Source organism: Polaromonas sp. CG_9.11, from assembly GCF_015752225.1.
Classification (GTDB): Bacteria; Pseudomonadota; Gammaproteobacteria; order Burkholderiales; family Burkholderiaceae_C; genus Polaromonas.
The window spans coordinates 165,547-182,624 of sequence record NZ_JADOVE010000001.1 but is presented as its reverse complement, the minus strand read 5'-3'; the positions used below and the strand labels follow the sequence as shown (position 1 = coordinate 182,624).

Annotated in this window: 15 protein-coding genes; 12 read left to right on the top strand and 3 right to left on the bottom strand. The window is 63.1% G+C overall.

The features are described 5' to 3' along the window. Positions 1–45: 45 nt before the first annotated feature. Genes IWX85_RS00930 through IWX85_RS00920 form a run of 3 tightly spaced genes read right to left on the bottom strand, consistent with a single transcriptional unit; the run spans position 46 to position 2,796 of the window. Entirely contained in the window at positions 46–1,035 is a 990-nt protein-coding gene (locus IWX85_RS00930; protein WP_196868427.1) for a TRAP transporter substrate-binding protein, read from the bottom strand. A gap of 23 nt (positions 1,036–1,058) precedes the next feature. After that, positions 1,059–1,979 (bottom strand): SMP-30/gluconolactonase/LRE family protein, encoded by a 921-nt coding sequence (locus tag IWX85_RS00925; RefSeq protein WP_196868426.1) that lies wholly within the window; start codon positions 1,977–1,979, stop codon positions 1,059–1,061. A 7-nt stretch (positions 1,980–1,986) separates the two neighbouring features. Continuing rightward, positions 1,987–2,796, bottom strand: a complete 810-nt coding sequence (locus IWX85_RS00920; protein ID WP_036810592.1) for an NAD(P)-dependent oxidoreductase — start codon at positions 2,794–2,796, stop codon at positions 1,987–1,989. A gap of 139 nt (positions 2,797–2,935) precedes the next feature. On the opposite strand from IWX85_RS00920, the gene IWX85_RS00915 reads away from it, so the two are divergent. The 12 genes from IWX85_RS00915 (at position 2,936) to IWX85_RS00860 (ending at position 16,989) form a co-directional block, all read left to right on the top strand. Continuing rightward, complete coding sequence (locus tag IWX85_RS00915) at positions 2,936–3,763, top strand: FadR/GntR family transcriptional regulator (RefSeq protein WP_196868425.1); 828 nt, start codon at positions 2,936–2,938, stop codon at positions 3,761–3,763. 108 nt (positions 3,764–3,871) lie between these two features. Then, positions 3,872–4,957, top strand: coding sequence for a Gfo/Idh/MocA family protein (locus tag IWX85_RS00910; protein WP_196868424.1), 1,086 nt, complete (start codon positions 3,872–3,874; stop codon positions 4,955–4,957). Positions 4,958–5,174: 217 nt separating this feature from the next. After that, on the top strand, positions 5,175–5,504 hold the full coding sequence (locus IWX85_RS00905) for a helix-turn-helix domain-containing protein (protein WP_036810590.1): 330 nt from the start codon (positions 5,175–5,177) through the stop codon (positions 5,502–5,504). Between the two features lie 355 nt (positions 5,505–5,859). Then, positions 5,860–6,432: a nucleotide exchange factor GrpE gene (grpE, locus tag IWX85_RS00900; RefSeq protein ID WP_036810588.1), complete on the top strand. Its 573-nt coding sequence runs from the start codon at positions 5,860–5,862 to the stop codon at positions 6,430–6,432. A gap of 145 nt (positions 6,433–6,577) precedes the next feature. Continuing rightward, complete coding sequence (dnaK, locus tag IWX85_RS00895; protein WP_036810586.1) at positions 6,578–8,518, top strand: molecular chaperone DnaK; 1,941 nt, start codon at positions 6,578–6,580, stop codon at positions 8,516–8,518. Positions 8,519–8,701: 183 nt separating this feature from the next. Further along, positions 8,702–9,841 (top strand): molecular chaperone DnaJ, encoded by a 1,140-nt coding sequence (dnaJ, locus tag IWX85_RS00890; RefSeq protein ID WP_036810584.1) that lies wholly within the window; start codon positions 8,702–8,704, stop codon positions 9,839–9,841. A 973-nt stretch (positions 9,842–10,814) separates the two neighbouring features. Then, entirely contained in the window at positions 10,815–13,760 is a 2,946-nt protein-coding gene (locus IWX85_RS00885; protein WP_196868423.1) for a monovalent cation/H+ antiporter subunit A, read from the top strand. Beyond that, positions 13,760–14,125, top strand: a complete 366-nt coding sequence (locus IWX85_RS00880; RefSeq protein ID WP_036810578.1) for a Na+/H+ antiporter subunit C — start codon at positions 13,760–13,762, stop codon at positions 14,123–14,125. Before IWX85_RS00885 ends, IWX85_RS00880 begins: the two co-directional genes overlap by 1 nt. Further along, a complete protein-coding gene (locus tag IWX85_RS00875) occupies positions 14,122–15,852 on the top strand; it encodes a monovalent cation/H+ antiporter subunit D (protein ID WP_196868422.1) in 1,731 nt (576 codons plus the stop codon). The genes IWX85_RS00880 and IWX85_RS00875 overlap by 4 nt, the downstream gene beginning before the upstream one ends. Continuing rightward, positions 15,849–16,340, top strand: coding sequence for a Na+/H+ antiporter subunit E (locus IWX85_RS00870; RefSeq protein ID WP_196868421.1), 492 nt, complete (start codon positions 15,849–15,851; stop codon positions 16,338–16,340). Before IWX85_RS00875 ends, IWX85_RS00870 begins: the two co-directional genes overlap by 4 nt. Then, positions 16,337–16,615, top strand: a complete 279-nt coding sequence (locus tag IWX85_RS00865; RefSeq protein WP_196868420.1) for a K+/H+ antiporter subunit F — start codon at positions 16,337–16,339, stop codon at positions 16,613–16,615. Before IWX85_RS00870 ends, IWX85_RS00865 begins: the two co-directional genes overlap by 4 nt. Further along, positions 16,612–16,989, top strand: coding sequence for a monovalent cation/H(+) antiporter subunit G (locus tag IWX85_RS00860; protein ID WP_036810571.1), 378 nt, complete (start codon positions 16,612–16,614; stop codon positions 16,987–16,989). Before IWX85_RS00865 ends, IWX85_RS00860 begins: the two co-directional genes overlap by 4 nt. Positions 16,990–17,078: the final 89 nt, after the last annotated feature.

The following is a 17,078-nucleotide window of genomic DNA, read 5'->3' as shown; positions in this document are numbered from 1 at the left end:
GGGGCGGCGCCATTGCTGGCGGTCGCCCCGGCCAGGTCGCAGTTCTTAGTTGGACTTGGTGGCGTCAATGCGCTTCATCAGGTCAGCGAACTTGGCGCCGTACTTGGCACGCACCGGCGCCGTGGCATCAAAGAAGAGCTTCTGGTCCACCGGCACAAACTCGACACCAGCGGCCTTGAGCTTGGTGGTGTAGTCGGCGACGCTCTTGTCCCACAGCACGCGTTGCTCCATCTGGGCTTCGCGGGCAAGCTTTTTCATCAGCGCCTTGTCGTCGGCCGACAGCTTGTCCCAGGTCACCTTGGACATCACCAGCAATTCCGGAATGATCAGGTGGTTGGTCTGGGCGTAATACTTCATGCCCGTGGTGTAGTGGTTGGACGTGAAAAAGCTCGGGGGATTGTTTTCCGCACCGTCAATCACGCCGGTCTGCAAGGCGCTGAAGACTTCGCCATAAGCCATCGAAATGCCGTTGCCGCCCATGGCGTTCATGGTGTCGACGAACAGCGGATTGCCCATCATGCGGACCTTGATGCCCTTCATGTCGGCCGGTGTCTTGACCAGTGTCTTGGTGTACAGGCTGCGGGCGCCGCCGTCCATCCAGCCCAGTGCCACCAGACGGGCCGGGCTGTTGGTGACTTTTTCCAGCAGTTCGGCGCCAATCGGGCCGTCAATCACGGCGCGCATGTGGGCAACGTCGCGGAACACGAAGGGCATGTTGAACACGTCCACATCAGGCGCCACCGGTCCGACCACGCCCAGCGAGATGCGGGCAATCTGGATGGCACCGATCTGGACCTGCTCGACGGCTTCCTTTTCCTGGCCCAGCACGGCGCCCGGGAACATCTGCACCTTGATACGCCCGTTGGTGGCCGCTTCCAGCTTCTTGCCCATGTTCTCGACCGCCACTACCGTGGGATAGCCGGCCGGATGCGTGTCCACGGCCTTGAGCACCATGTTCTGGGCCAGGGCAGAGAAGGATGCGGAAAATGCCACGGCAGCGACAGCAGCGGCGATGAAGTTTCTACGGAAAGTCATGGTTGTCTCCTTGAAGGACCAAGTTAAAAGTTATGAACGGGAACAGGGGAAAAAATCGGCTCAGGCAGTCCGCGCACGCCAGGGCGCAGCGCAAACACACCGCCGGCCAGCAGCTGGTCAGATAAATCGATGCCTTCGGGGCGGATCGATGTCACGAACAGGGTGTCCAGGCCAGCGCCGCCAAAGGCGCACATGGCCGGCTTCTTGACCGGAACGGCCAGCGAGCGGTCGAGCTTGCCGTCGGGGGTGAAGCGGTGGATCAGGCCGGCATCATTGCCGCAAATCCAGTAGCAACCGTCAGCATCCACAGCCGCGCCATCGGGCCGGCCGGGCAGCGGGTTGAAGTCGATGAACAGCCGGCGATTGGACGGCGTACCGGTCTCAAGGTCGTAGTCAAAGGCCCAGACCGACTGCACCGAGGGATGCGAATCCGACAGGTACATGGTGCGGCCATCGGGGCTGAAGGCCAAGCCATTGGGCGTGATGAAGCCGTCCAGCAGTTTTTGCAATCCACTACTCTTTTGATAGCTGTAGACGCAACCCACGCTTGCGCCAGTGGCCATATTCATCAACATCGTACCGGCCAGGAAGCGCCCCTGGCGGTCGCAGCGGCCGTCGTTGAAGCGCATGCCGGGCCTGGCATGGCTGACGGGCGCCAGGCTTTCAAAGCCGAGCTGTGCGTCGTCCAGGAGTTCGAGCTGAAACAGGCCGCTTTCGGCGCCGGCAATCCAGCGGTTCGATCCGGCCATGGGCGCGACACAGGCCAGCATTTCAGGCGCCCGCCAGCTTCGGCTCTCGCCAGTGGCAGGCGTCCAGCGGCACAGGGTGCGCGCCGGAATATCGACCCAGTAGAGCGCCTGCTCCGTGCCGTGCCAGACCGGGCTTTCACCCGTTCCATTGCGCGCATCGAGCACCAGCTCGGTTTTGATGAAATCGCTGCTCATGGCCGGGTCAGTCGCCGAAGGGTCCGGCCACTACAAAACCGCCGCCCTGGTACTGGGCCACGGGATCGCTCAAGTCTGGATTCGTGGTGCGGGCATAGACGGCGTCGCGGAACACGTCCGAGCTGTCTTGCGGCACATAGCCGATGTGGCGGGCACGGCTGTTGTCCCACCAGGTCACGGCGTTGTCGGACATGCCAAAGATGATGCTGTGGCCAAGGATCGGGGTGGTGAGGCAGGCGGTGATCAGGCGGTGCAGGTCGTCAAAGCTCAGCCAGGTGGCGAGCATGCGGCGGTCCCTGGGCTCGGGAAAAGAGGAGCCGATGCGCACGCAGGCGGTTTCGATCCCATGACGGTCGAAGTAAAAGCGCGACAGGTCTTCGCCGAAGGCCTTGCTCAGCCCGTAGAAGCCGTCAGGCCGGGCCGGATGGTCGGCGGTGATGGTTTCGTTCTGGCGGTAAAAGCCGGTCACGTGGTTGGAACTGGCGAAGATGATCCGCTTGACGCCGTGCCTGCGGGCCGCTTCATAGAGGTTGTAGACCCCCACGATGTTGGCCTGCAAAATCGGGCCGAACGGACCTTCGACCGACACGCCGCCCAGGTGAACAATGGCGTCCACGCCGGCCACCATGGCATCGACAGCCGCTGCATCCGCCAGGTCGGCCAGTGCTATTTCCTCGCCTTCAACGGCCTCGCCAAAGGCCTGGACATCGGACAGGCGCAGGATGGAACAATTGGCCTTGAGACGGTCGCGCAAGGCTTTGCCCAAACCACCGGCCGCGCCGGTCAGCAGCAGCTTGTCATGAACTTTTATCGCCATTTTTTTAAGGCCGTTTCTTTGTAAAACACTGGACAAATCCATCAGGTTTGATAGAGTCAAACCCATCAAATCATCAGTCGTATGTTGTCTGATGACTAAAATTGTCCAATCACCCCTTCGACCTGTCAACGGTTTTTAAATGAATTCATGGAAAACCCCTAGTCCGACCCAGACCGCCGATGCCGGCAACGCGCACCCGACCCGCGACGTGCTTGCGCGTGCACGCCGGCCGCGCGGATTGGTGGGTGAAATCGTCAACAGCCTGGCAGCCAGCATTCGCGCGGGGCAGCTCACACCGGGCGAAAAACTTCCGACCGAGGCGGAAATCATGGCGCAGTTCGACGTCAGCCGAACGGTGGTCCGCGAGTCCCTGTCCAAGCTCCAGGCGTCCGGGCTGGTCAAGACGCGGCATGGCATCGGAACCTTCGTGCTGTCCCCGGAAGAGTCGGGGAACTTCAAGATTGCAGCGGACGATTTCGCGACGGTCACCGATGTCATTTCGGTGCTGGAACTGCGCATCAGCCTGGAAACCGAAGCCGCCGGCCTGGCCGCGCAACGAAGAACGCCCGACAACCTGGCGGCACTGGAAACGGCGCTGCACGCGTTTCGGGAATCGATCAACCGGGACTCGGACGCCGTGCCGCCCGACTTCCAGTTCCACATGGAAATTGCGCGCTCGACCGGTAACCGGCACTTCGCCGACCTGATGACCTACCTGGGCACAATGATCATTCCGCGCACCCGGGTGAACACGGCGCACAACGCCCCCGAGGGGCGGCTGAATTACCTGCAGCGCGTCAACACCGAGCACGAAAGCATCTACAACGCCATCCGCGACCAGGACCCGGAAGCGGCCCGCGCCGCCATGCGAACCCACCTGTCGAACAGCCGCGAACGCCTGCGCAGGGGAAACAATGCACACACCCTGCAGCCTTCGGAACAGCTTGGAAAACGCGTTTTTAAGTAAGCCGCCTGAAATCAAACCATAGATGTAAAACTCATTGATGTTGTACGACAACTAACTGGTTTTACGTTCGCAGACAACATCACCCGCCGGGGAAGCGCTCAAATCCACATGCAAGATCAACCGGCTGCTGCAGCCTCTTCCCCCGACCGTCTGCGCCTGGCCGTGATTGGCGCCGGGCTGGGTTCGGCACCCCACTTCCAGAGCCTGGCGGACCTGGCAGGGGAAGCCGATCTGGCCTGGGTGTACGGGCGAAGCGCCGGGCGTCTTGCCGGCGTTCATGTGCCGGCGCCGGCGCGCAAGACCACGCGGCTTGAAGACATTCTTGACGATGCCAGCGTGCAGGCCGTGCTGGTGCTGACACCACCGAACACGCACCTGGACATCGTCCAGCGGGCGGCCCGTGCCGGCAAGCACGTGCTGGTCGAAAAACCGCTGGAGATCGACCTCGACCGGGCTACCCGGCTGGTGCAGGCGTGCGAAACCGCGGGCGTCACGCTCGCGGTCATGTTGCAGCACCGCCTGCGCGAAGCGGCTGTGGGACTGCAGACATTGTTCGACGCGGGCGAACTCGGCCGGCTGGTCAGCGCGAGCGCTTCCGTGCGCTGGTGGCGTGCGCAAAGCTATTACAACGAACCGGGGCGCGGCACGCTCGCGCGGGACGGTGGCGGCGTGCTGATCACCCAGGCCATCCACACGCTGGACCTGCTGCTCAGCCTGACCGGTTTGCCCGAGCGCGTGACAGCCCTGGTCGCGACCTCGCCGGTGCACCGCATGGAAGGCGAGGACACGGCAGCGGCGCTGCTGCACTACGCAGGCGGCGCCATCGGCGTGGTCCAAGCCACCACGGCGGCCTATCCCGGTTTTCCGGAACGCATTGAACTGAATGGCACGCTGGGCACGGCGACGCTGGAATCTGGCGAACTGCAGGTCAGGTTTGCCAACGGAAAGCACCTGGCGCTGGGTGCGCGCCAGGGCTCGGGCGGTGGTGCCGACCCCATGGCCTTCAACCATGCGGCCCATCGAACCGTGCTGCAGGATTTCATCCGCGCGGTGCAGGCCGGACGAACGCCGGCGGTCAGTGGACGCTCCGCGCTGGGCGTGCAGCAGGTCATTGAAAGCATCATGGAATCGTCCAGGACCGGCTGCGCGATCAGCCTGCCGACCGCGTCTCAGCCTGGATGCAGGCGGCGCTAAAGTGGTCCGGATCACTGAATCGAATGACCCTGGCACTGCGCGCGGACAGAGGGGCGGGAGTCATATTTTTCCGGCTTTGTCTCGGAATCCACACAGCGCGGGCTTTACCAGCTATAAAACTCGTAGCAAAACGGATTTTGCGTTATATTTGGCGGTGGGCCTTTGCCAGGCCTCATTCCCATTCCTGTGACCCCGACCGACCTGAGGAGACAACCCAATGAGTGCCAAAGAAAACGCTGCTGTGAGCCTGTTGCTTGAACTGCTGGAGTCGCGCTACGCACTGCGCGTGCTGTGGGCACTGAAAGACGGCCATCCACAAACCTTTCGCCTGCTTCAGGACAGCATTGGCAACATCACGCCCAATACCCTGAACACCCGCATCAAGGAATTGCGCGCAGCTGGTCTGCTCGGTCATGGGGAAAAGGGCTACAACGTGACGGCGCTCGGCACCGATCTGCTCAAGCGCTTGAACGACCTGCAGGCTTTCGCCGGGAAATGGGTGGTCAGCCAGACAAAGGTCAATGCGGACAAGAGCACCCAGGAATAAGAGTAAGGCCATTGCCGACAAGAAAAAAAACAGGCGAAAGGCCTGTTTTTTTTGCGCGGTACGCCCACGTCGCGGGTGATGACAGATCACCAAACGCGTTCACTGTCGTGACCTTGACCCGAAGGCCAGACGCCAGATCTTCTCGCGAAGTTGAACCCGGGCCCTGGTCCCCCCTACAATCTTGAAGCATCAAACCGGGCGGGCTGCAGGCGCCGAGGCTGCCATCGTTGGCAGCTGCCCTCACGCCACCGGTTCAGGCGACACTTCATTACCAATCCTCAAATCCCTGACTTGAAAAGGGGCTTGTGGTCCCAAGCTATCCCAACTTAGCAGCTTCAAAAACTCCCCTACCAACATGTCCGAGAACAAACAACCCGAACAGAACAACGACCTGACAGGTGCGCCCAGCCCCGAAGAACTCGAAGCCGCACAGGCCGCCAACGAGTTCGACGCCATGAACGCGGTCACCGAGTCCCAGGCCCAGCTGGCCGTCCTCCAGGCCAAGAACACCGAGCTGTCCGACAGCTATCTGCGCGCCAAGGCAGAGGCTGAAAATGCCCGACGACGCGCAGAAGACGAAATCTCCAAGGCGCGAAAATTCGCCCTTGAAAGCTTCTCTGAAAGCCTGCTGCCGGTGCTCGACAGCCTCGAAGCCGGCCTGGCGTTGACGGATGTGACACTGGAACAGATCCGCGAAGGCTCCGAAGCCACGCTCAAGCAGCTCAAAAGCGCCCTGGAGCGCAACAAGGTCCTTGAGATCAACCCAGCAGCCGGCGCCAGATTCGACCCGCACCAGCACCAGGCCATCAGCATGGTGCCTGCGCCGCAGCAGGAGGCCAATACCGTGGTCACCGTGCTGCAAAAAGGCTACCTGATTGCCGAGCGCGTGTTGCGCCCTGCGCTGGTCACTGTGGCGGCCCCGCAGTAAGCACAAATAAACGCCCGAAAAATGTTCACTGCTCTTGAACTTGGAAAACTAATCCGCAAGTCTTCAGCAGCTTGATGAACCGGGCACCCGACCGCGCTTGGGCCGGCACTCAAAACCTCAACGAAACAATAAACAGGAGTTAATCATGGGAAGAATCATCGGCATCGACTTGGGCACCACCAACAGCTGTGTCTCCATCATGGAAGGCAACACCCCCCGCGTCATTGAAAACTCGGAAGGCGCCCGCACCACGCCGTCCATCGTCGCCTACCAGGAAGACGGCGAAGTGCTGGTTGGCGCTTCGGCCAAGCGCCAGGCCGTGACCAATCCCAAGAACACGCTCTACGCTGTCAAGCGGCTGATCGGCCGCAAGTTCAGCGAAAAGGAAGTCCAGAAGGACATCGGCCTGATGCCTTACTCCATCGTGCCCGCCGACAACGGCGATGCATGGATTGAAGTGCGCGGCAAAAAACTGTCGGCCCAGCAGGTCAGCGCCGACATTCTGCGCAAAATGAAGAAAACCGCTGAAGACTACCTTGGCGAGCCGGTCACAGAGGCCGTGATCACCGTGCCGGCCTATTTCAATGACGCGCAGCGCCAGGCCACCAAGGACGCCGGCCGCATTGCCGGCCTGGATGTCAAGCGCATCATCAACGAACCCACCGCTGCCGCCCTCGCCTTTGGCCTGGACAAGCAGGAAAAGGGCGACCGCAAGATCGCTGTGTACGACCTGGGCGGCGGCACGTTCGACATCTCGATCATCGAGATTGCCGATGTCGATGGCGAAAAGCAGTTTGAAGTGCTCTCGACCAACGGCGACACCTTCCTGGGTGGCGAAGACTTCGACCAGCGCATCATCGACTTCATCATTGACGAGTTCAAGAAGGATTCCGGCGTCAACCTGAAAAACGACATTTTGTCCCTGCAGCGTTTGAAGGAAGCGGCTGAAAAAGCCAAGATCGAACTGTCCAACAGCATGCAGACGGACATCAACCTGCCCTACATCACCGCCGATGCGTCGGGTCCGAAACACCTGAGCGTCAAGCTGACCCGCGCCAAGCTGGAAAGCCTGGTCGACGAACTCATCGAGCGCACGATGGCCCCTTGCCGCATGGCGATCAAGGACGCTGGCGTGAGCGTCGGCGATATCCATGACGTGATCCTGGTCGGCGGCATGACCCGCATGCCCAAGGTGCAGGAAAAGGTCAAGGAATTGTTCGGCAAGGAGCCGCGCAAGGACGTGAACCCCGATGAGGCCGTTGCCGTCGGTGCCGCCATCCAGGGCCAGGTGCTGTCGGGCGACCGCTCCGACGTGCTGCTGCTCGACGTGACGCCGCTGTCCCTGGGCATCGAGACCATGGGCGGCGTGATGACCAAGATGATCAAGAAGAACACGACCATTCCGACCAAGTTCGCCCAGACCTTCTCGACCGCTGAAGACAACCAGCCGGCCGTGACGATCAAGGTGTTCCAGGGCGAGCGCGAGATTGCCTCGGGCAACAAGGGCCTGGGCGAGTTCAACCTCGAAGGGATTCCGCCGGCCTCGCGCGGCACGCCGCAGATTGAAGTGTCTTTTGACATCGACGCCAACGGCATCCTGCACGTCGGCGCCAAGGACAAGGGCACTGGCAAGGAAAACAAGATCACCATCAAGGCCAACTCGGGCCTGACCGAAGCTGAAATTCAGCAGATGGTGAAAGACGCCGAACTGAACGCCGAAGACGACAAGAAAAAGGTCGAGTTCGTGCAGGCCAAGAACAGCGCAGAAGCCATGGTCCACAGCGTGAAAAAATCACTGTCCGAGTATGGCGACAAGCTCGACGCCGGCGAGAAGGAAAAAATCGAAGCCGCCATCAAGGACATGGAAGAAGCCCTCAAGTCCGACGACAAGGACGCGATCGAAGGCAAGAATGCCGCGCTCATGGAAGCCAGCCAGAAGCTGGGCGAAAAGATGTATGCCGACATGCAGTCGTCGCAAGGTGCCGGTGATGCAGCCGGTGCGGCCCATGCCGAGCAGGCCCAGGCCAAGCCCGCCGCCGACGACAATGTGGTGGACGCCGAAGTCAAGGAAGTCAAGAAGGGCTGAGGCAAGCCGGCCAGAAACGGCCTGCTGACTGCATGAAAATGCATCGCCAGTACAAGAGCGGAAACCAGGAGCAATCCCGGCTTTCCGCTTTTGTGCTTTGCCGCTGCACACAATGCCCGCTTCTTCTGTGCCACCTTTGCCTGGCCGACCGCTGAATTTTTAACAATGATTGCCTGACCTGACATGGCCAAAAAAGACTATTACGACACGCTCGGCGTTCCCAAGAACGCCAGCGACGAAGACATCAAAAAAGCGTACCGCAAGCTCGCGATGAAACACCACCCCGACCGCAACCAGGGTGACAACAAGGTGTCGGAAGAAAAGTTCAAGGAGGCCAAGGAAGCCTACGAAATGCTTTCCGATGCGCAAAAGCGCGCCGCCTACGACCAGTACGGCCATGCCGGCGTGGACCCGAACATGCGCGGTGGCGGTGGTCCCGGCGCTGAAGGCTTTGGCGGTTTTGCCGAGGCTTTCGGCGACATCTTCGGCGATGTATTCAGTGGCCAGCGTGGCGCCCAGGGGGGCGGCCGGCAGGTCTACCGTGGCGGCGACCTGAGCTATGCGATGGAAGTCACGCTTGAGGAAGCGGCCGCTGGCAAGGAAGCGCAGATCCGCATCCCGAGCTGGGACGATTGCGCCATCTGCCACGGCAGCGGTGCCAAACCCGGCACCAAGGTGGCCACCTGCACGACCTGCCACGGCCATGGCGTGGTGCAGATGCGCCAGGGCTTTTTCAGCGTGCAGCAGACCTGTCCACAGTGCAAGGGCAGTGGCAAGCTGATTCCCTCGCCCTGCATGGCCTGCCACGGCGTGGGCAAGACCAAGTCCAACAAGACACTGGAAGTGAAGATTCCGGCGGGTATCGACGACGGCATGCGCATCCGCTCGACCGGCAACGGCGAACCGGGTACCAACGGCGGCCCGCCCGGCGACCTGTACATCGAGATCCGGCTGAAGAAGCACGACATCTTCGAACGCGACGGCGACGACCTGCACTGCTCGATGCCGATCAGCTTCACCACGGCGGCGCTGGGCGGCGAGATCGAGGTGCCAACGCTGGCCGGCAAGGCGGCCATCGACATTCCCGAAGGCACGCAGGCCGGCAAGCAGTTCCGCCTGCGCGGCAAGGGCATCAAGGGCGTGCGCTCCAGCTACCCGGGTGATTTGTACTGCCACATCACGGTCGAAACGCCGGTCAAGCTCACCGAGCACCAGCGCAAGCTGCTCAAGGAACTCGACGAGTCGATCAAGAAAGGTGGCGCCAAGCACTCGCCCAGCGAAGAAGGCTGGACCGACAAGCTGAAGAATTTCTTCGGCGCCTGAATCGGGGAGCCTACCGGGGCGGAGTGTTAAGGCAGGCGCCGTCAGCGTACTGCCTCCATGAAAAAGCCGGATTCAGTCCGGCTTTTTTTGGCTTCGCTGGACTGCGATGGCGGTTGGCTGCGGTTTTTCCCTGAACTTTGGCACGCTTTTTTTAGGTTGAATTTGGCTTTTTCGCCATGCTGTTGTGCGCTGGCTGCTATTGAATTCGTAGCCCTGCTTACGCTGCGTGGACTGGCTGGCCGGGGGTAGCCCGGCAGCTACTTACTTTCTTTGCTTCGCCAAAGAAAGTAAGCAAAGAAAGGCGACCCCTGCTGTCTGCGACCCTGCGCTTCGCTTCGGGCACCCTGCGGTGCTCAGTCCAGCCGGGGTTCGCGCAAACTCGCCTGCGGCTCAAACAGCGCGCGGCCCTGATCCGGCTGGCCTTGCGCTCCTCAGCGCAGCCAGAAGGGGTGGAGGCGGGGAAAACCCAAAACCGAACAGCCAACAGCCAACAGCCAACAGCCAACAGCCAACAATAACCACGCTCAGCGCCAAAAAATAAGTTCAACGCACTATGAATTCAATAGCTACTTATGCACGCTGGTATTGCGCCAAAGGCACTATTTTTGCAAAAACACCCGAACCCGATCCTGCATTTTTCCCCCACCCCGTTCTGGCTGGGCCTGTGATGTCCGGGAAAAACGGGATCAGGGCCGCGCGCTGTTTGAGCCGCAGGCGAGTTTGCGCGGACCCCCGTTTTTCCCGGGCAGCACAGGTTGCCCGTAGCGCAGCGAAGGGACCCGGACAGTCGGGTCGCCTTTCTTTGCCTACTTTCTTTGGCGAAGCAAAGAAAGTAAGTCGCCCGCCGGGCGAGACCGGCCAGCAAAACGAGGAAAAGCCAGCCCAACCGCCAACAAAAAATAGCCTAACGCAAGCAACCTGCCCGGCTTCCACAACGGGATGCCCCAAAACCCGCCCGTAAAATCCTCCGGGCATGCCCCTCGTCACGCTCATCCTTCTTCCCTTCATCGGCAGCCTGCTGGCAGCGGTCCTGCCGGCCAATGCACGCAATACCGAATCGACCCTGGCGGGCCTGATCGCGCTGTTCTGCACCGTACAGGCGGCGCTGTACTTTCCGCAGATTGCCGACGGCAGCGTGCTGCGTCAGGACATCGCATGGCTGCCGGCGCTGGGCCTGGACCTGGTGATTCGCCTGGACGGCTTTGCCTGGATGTTCTGCATGCTGGTGCTGGGCATCGGCTCGCTGGTGGTGCTGTATGCGCGTTACTACATGTCGCCGAGTGACCCGGTGCCGCGCTTTTTTTCCTTTTTTCTGGCGTTCATGGGCTCGATGGTCGGCATCGTGCTGTCGGGCAATCTCATCCAGCTGGCCTTTTTCTGGGAACTGACCAGCCTTTTTTCATTCCTCCTGATCGGCTACTGGCACCACCGCAAGGATGCGCGGCGCGGCGCCCGCATGGCGCTGACCGTGACCGGCACCGGCGGGCTGTGCATGCTGGCCGGCATGCTGGTGATCGGCCACATCGTCGGCAGCTACGACCTGGACCAGGTGTTGGCCGCCGGGCCGCAGATTCGGGCGCATCCGCTGTATTTGACCTGCCTGGTGCTGGTGCTGCTGGGCGCGCTGACCAAGAGCGCGCAGTTTCCGTTTCATTTCTGGCTGCCGCATGCCATGGCGGCGCCGACGCCTGTGTCGGCCTACCTGCATTCGGCCACCATGGTCAAGGCTGGCGTGTTCTTGCTGGCCCGCATGTGGCCGGTGCTGGCCGATACCGAACCGTGGTTCTGGCTGGTCGGCGGCGCCGGCCTGATCACGCTGCTGATCGGCGGCTATGCGGCGATGTTCCAGCACGACCTGAAGGGCTTGCTGGCCTTTTCGACGATTTCGCACCTGGGCCTGATCACGTTGCTGCTGGGCCTGAACAGCCCGCTGGCCGCCGTCGCGGCGGTTTTCCACATCATGAACCATGCAACCTTCAAGGCGTCGCTGTTCATGGCAGCCGGCATCCTGGACCACGAGAGCGGCACCCGCGACATCCGGCGGCTGTCCGGCCTGCGCAGCCTGATGCCGGTGACCGCCACGCTGGCCATGGTGGCCAGCGCGGCCATGGCGGGCGTGCCACTGCTCAACGGCTTTTTGTCGAAGGAAATGTTCTTTGCCGAAACCGTCTTCGTCCAGGCCACGCCGCTGGTTTCCCTGCTGCTGCCGATGGCCGCCACGCTGGCCGGCATGTTCAGCGTGGCCTATTCGCTGCGCTTCACGGTGGACGTGTTTTTTGGCCCGCCGGCCACCGACCTGCCCCGGCAGCCCCAAGAACCGCCGCACTGGATGCGCGTGCCGGTCGAGTTGCTGGTACTGGCCTGCCTGGTGGTGGGCATTTTTCCGGCCTGGAGCGTGGGCCGCTTCCTCGATGCGGCGGCACGTCCGGTGGTGGGCGGCGAGTTGCCGCTTTACAGCCTGGCCGTCTGGCATGGCGTCAACACGCCCTTGCTGATGAGCATCGTGGCGATGCTGGGCGGCATCGCGATGTACCTGGTGCTGCGCCACTACCGTTCACTCGGCCGGGTGGACGCGCCCCTCTTGATGCACCGCCTCAACGGCAAGCGCGTGTTTGATGGCACGCTGGCCCTGCTGACGCTGACGGGCCGCAAGGGCCGCCGGATGATGGGCACCCAGCGCCTGCAGTGGCAGATGCTGTGGCTGGCCAGCGCCACGCTGGTGGCGGGTGTTCTGCCCTTGTGGACGCGGGGGCTGTATGTGGGCGACCGGGCGTCGCTGGCCCTGTCGCCGTCGTTCGCCCTGCTCTGGGCCGTCGGCGCGGTCTGCGCGGTCGCCGCTGCCTGGCAGGCCAAATACCACCGCATGGCAGCGCTTGCACTGATGGGCGCGGCAGGACTGTGTGTCTGCATCACTTTTTTGTGGTTTTCCGCACCCGACCTGGCGCTGACGCAACTGGTGGTGGAAATCGTCACCACCGTGCTGATCCTGCTGGGGCTGCGCTGGCTGCCCAAACGCCATGAAAGCCTGCGGCTGCCGAACCGGGCCGAGCGGCGCGGCACGCGCTGGCGCCGTCTGCGCGACCTGCTGCTGTCCGTGGGTCTGGGCACGGGCATGGCCCTGCTGTCCTGGGCGATGATGAGCCGGCCTTTTCCCGAAAGCACCTCGACCTTCTTCCTGGAGCGCGCCTTCACCGAAGGCGGCGGCAGCAACGTCGTCAACGTCATGCTGGTGGACTTCCGGGGCTTTGACACCTTGGGCGAAATCGTCGTGCTGGGCATCGTCGCGCTCACGGTCTATGCGCTGCTGCGGCGCTTTCGCCCGGCGCTCGAAACCATGGACCTGCCCGAGCAGCAGCGCGCCCTGCCCGCCGACCTGGCCACCGACCTGCTCAACCCGCGCCAGGCGACAGACACGGCCGTGGGCTACCTGATGGTGCCGGCGGTGCTGGCCCGGCTGCTGCTGCCGGTGGCCGTCATGGTGTCGATCTTTTTCTTCATGCGCGGACACAACGAGCCGGGCGGCGGCTTCGTGGCCGGGCTGGTGCTGTCGGTGGCGCTGCTGCTGCAGTACATCATCTCGGGCACCCACTGGGTCGAGGCCCACCTGCCGCTGCGGCTGCGCCGCTGGATGGCCGTGGGACTGCTGACGGTGCTTGGCACCGGGCTGGCCTCGCTGGCCTGGGGCTATCCCTTTTTGACCAGCCACACCGCGCACTGGGACCTGCCGCTGATCGGTGAGCTCCATGTGGCCAGCGCGATATTTTTCGACCTCGGCGTGTTTGCCCTGGTGGTGGGCTCGACGCTGATGATCCTCACGTCGATTGCCCACCAGTCGGTGCGCGGCCATCGCCACCATGCCCGGATGGCCGAGGAAACCCGTGAGGCCGCGGCCTTGCCTCCTGCCCTGGAAACCCGCTGATGGAAATCATTCTGGCCCTTGCCATTGGCGTGCTGACCGGCTCGGGCGTGTGGCTGCTGCTGCGCCCGCGCACGTTCCAGGTGATCATGGGCCTGGCGCTGCTGTCCTACGCGGTCAACCTGTTCATTTTCAGCATGGGCCGGCTGGGCCTGGCCCTGGGCAAGGCGCCACTGCTCGCGCCAGGTGTGCCGCAGGACCTGCTGCACTATGCCGACCCGATGCCGCAGGCCTTGACGCTGACGGCCATTGTTATCGGCTTTGCCATGACGGCGCTGTTCCTCGTGGTGCTGCTGGCTTCGCGCGGCATGTCGGGCACCGACCATGTGGACGGCAGCAAGGCCGACGATGCCCAGGAACCGCCATGAGTGCAATGCGTGCGATAGGTGCCCTGAACGAAGTCATCGCGCCGCTGATGCCGCACCTGATGCTGGCGCCCGTCCTGCTGCCGCTGCTCACGGCCGCGCTCATGCTGCTGATGGGCGAAGACAAACAACGCGCCAAACTGACGCTGAACATGGCCTCCACCCTGCTGGGGCTGGGCGTGTCGGTGGCGCTGCTGGGCTGGGCCGACCAGCAGGGCCCGGCGTCCACCATGGACGTCTACCTGGCAGGCAACTGGCCGGCGCCCTATGGCATCGCGCTGGCGCTGGACCGTCTGTCGGCCCTGATGCTGGTGCTGACCAGCACCATCGCGCTGGCGTCAAGCGTGTTCGCCGCCGCCCGCTGGCACCGCGCGGGGGTTCACTTCCACCCGCTGTTCCAGCTTCAGCTCATGGGCCTGTGCGGCACCTTCCTGACGGCCGACCTGTTCAACCTGTTCGTTTTTTTCGAGATCATGCTGGCCGCCTCCTACGGCCTGCTGCTGCATGGTTCGGGCCGGGTCCGGGTGCAATCGGGGCTGCATTTCATAGCGGTCAACCTGGCCGCGTCGTCGCTGTTCCTCATCGGCGCCTCAATGCTGTACGGCATCACCGGCACGCTGAACATGGCCGACCTGGCGCAAGGCATTCCGCAGGTGGCTGAAGCCGACCGGGGCCTGCTGCATGCGGCGGCCGGCATTCTGGCCACGGCCTTCCTGATAAAGGCGGCGGTCTGGCCGCTGAACTTCTGGCTGGTGCCGGCCTACAGCGCGGCAACGGCGCCGGTCGGCGCCTTGTTCGCCCTCATGACCAAGGTCGGGATCTACGTGATCCTGCGGCTGTGGCTGCTGCTGTTCGGCGTGGATGCCGGTCCTTCGGCGCACTTCGGCAGCCTGTGGCTTATCGGCGGCGGCATGCTGACGATGGCCTTTGGCGCCATCGGCATGCTCGGCTCGCAGCGACTGGGCTACCTGGCCGGATACGGTGCCATTGTCTCGTCAGGCACCTTGCTGGCCGCCACCGGATTTGGCCAGCCCCTGCTGACGGCCGGACTGCTGTATTACCTGCCGAGTTCGACCCTGGCGATCAGCGCGCTGTTCCTGCTCGCCGACCTGATGGACCGCTGGCGCAACGACGGCGCCAGCCTGGCGCCCTATGACGACGACGACGCGCCCTTCCTGACGGCCGAGTTGATGCCCGTGAAGGGGCTGAACCTGGACGACGACGAGGAAGTACTCACCGGCCGGGTGATTCCTGCCGCCGTGGCGCTGCTGGGCCTGGGCTTCATGGGTTGCACGCTGGTGATTGCCGGCCTGCCGCCGCTGTCGGGCTTTGTCGGAAAGTTCGCGATGCTGACGGCCTTGCTCAATCCGTCCGGGCTGGGCCTGTCGGCCGGCCAGCCACCGGACGCGGCCGGCTGGATGCTGCTGACGCTCCTGATTGGCACGGGCCTGCTGGCCCTGATCGCACTGACGCGCGCCGGCATCCTGCATTTCTGGGCCACCTACGACCGGGCCTCGCTGCAGCTGCGCGTGCTTGAAGGCCTGCCCATCGCCTTTTTGCTGGGCGCCTGCGTGTTGCTGACGCTGCAGGCCGGCGTGGTGATGCGCTACATGCAGGCGACGGCCGATGCGCTGCACACGCCCAAGCTTTATGTGCGGGCGGTGATGTCCGCCCGGCCGATACCGGGGCCGCAGGCGCCACGGGCCGCACCGGCCCAGGAGTCGCCATGAAAAAAATGTTGCCCGCGCCGCTGCTGTCGGCTGCGCTGTTCGTGCTGTGGCTGCTGCTGAACCGCACGCTGGGCGTGGGGCATCTGCTGCTGGCCACACTTCTGGCACTGGCCATTCCGCTGCTGACCGCCGGACTGCGGCCGGTGCGGGTGCGCATCCGAAGGCCGGGCGTGGCGCTGCGCCTGCTGCTCACGGTCGCTGGCGACTCGACGCGCTCGAACATCGCCGTGATGCGCCTGCTGCTCCGGCCGGGCAACCGGCGCCATGCGCCCGGTTTTGTGCAGGTGCCGCTCGACCTGCGGGACCCGAACGGGCTCGCGGCGCTGGCCGTGATTGTCTGCCTGACGCCAGGCACCGCCTGGGCCGAGTTGTCGCTGGACCGCGCCACCTTGCTGCTGCATGCGCTGGAAGTCGATGATGCCGGCGCCATGGCCGCACAGATCAAAACGCGCTATGAGCGCCCCCTGATGGAGATTTTTGAGTCATGAACCCGATTCTTTCCTGGGCACTGCCGCTGGCCCTTTTCATGCTGGTGCTCGCCATGCTTTGCACCATGGTCCGGCTGGTCAAGGGGCCTGCAGCGCAGGACCGGGTGCTGGCGCTGGACTGCATGTACCTCAACGGCATGCTGGCGATGCTGGTGCTGGGCCTGATCTACGGCAACCGGCATTACTTCGAGGCGGCGCTGCTGATCGCGCTGCTGGGCTTTGTCAGCACCACGGCGATGGCCAAGTTCCTGCTGCGCGGCGAGGTGATTGAATGACTGGCACCGGCGTCCCCCTTCCGCTGTGGGCGGAGATCGTCGTCGCCGCGCTGGTGCTGGCAGGCGCCGCAGTGGCGCTGCTGGGCTCTTTCGGCATGCTGCGCCTGAAGACGTTTTTCGAGCGCGTCCACGTGCCGGCCATCATCGCCACGCTGGGCTGCTGGTGCGTGACGTGGGGAACGGTGCTTTTTTTCTCTATCCAGCAAGGCGAACTGGCCATTTTCCCGCTGCTGACGGCGCTGTTCATTGCCATCACGGTGCCCATTCCGACGATTTTCCTGATGCGCGCCAGCCTTTTCCGGGCCCGGCAAATGGGCAAGGATGTGCCGCCCAGCGTCAGCCGCATCGTCCCGCCAGGCGTTCGAGACTCCTGAATTGATAGCTGCTTTCACCCGCCGGAATTGCGCAAGAGCCTGATTTGACTGATAAAACCTTGGCTCAAACCGCGTAGCGCACCACAAAC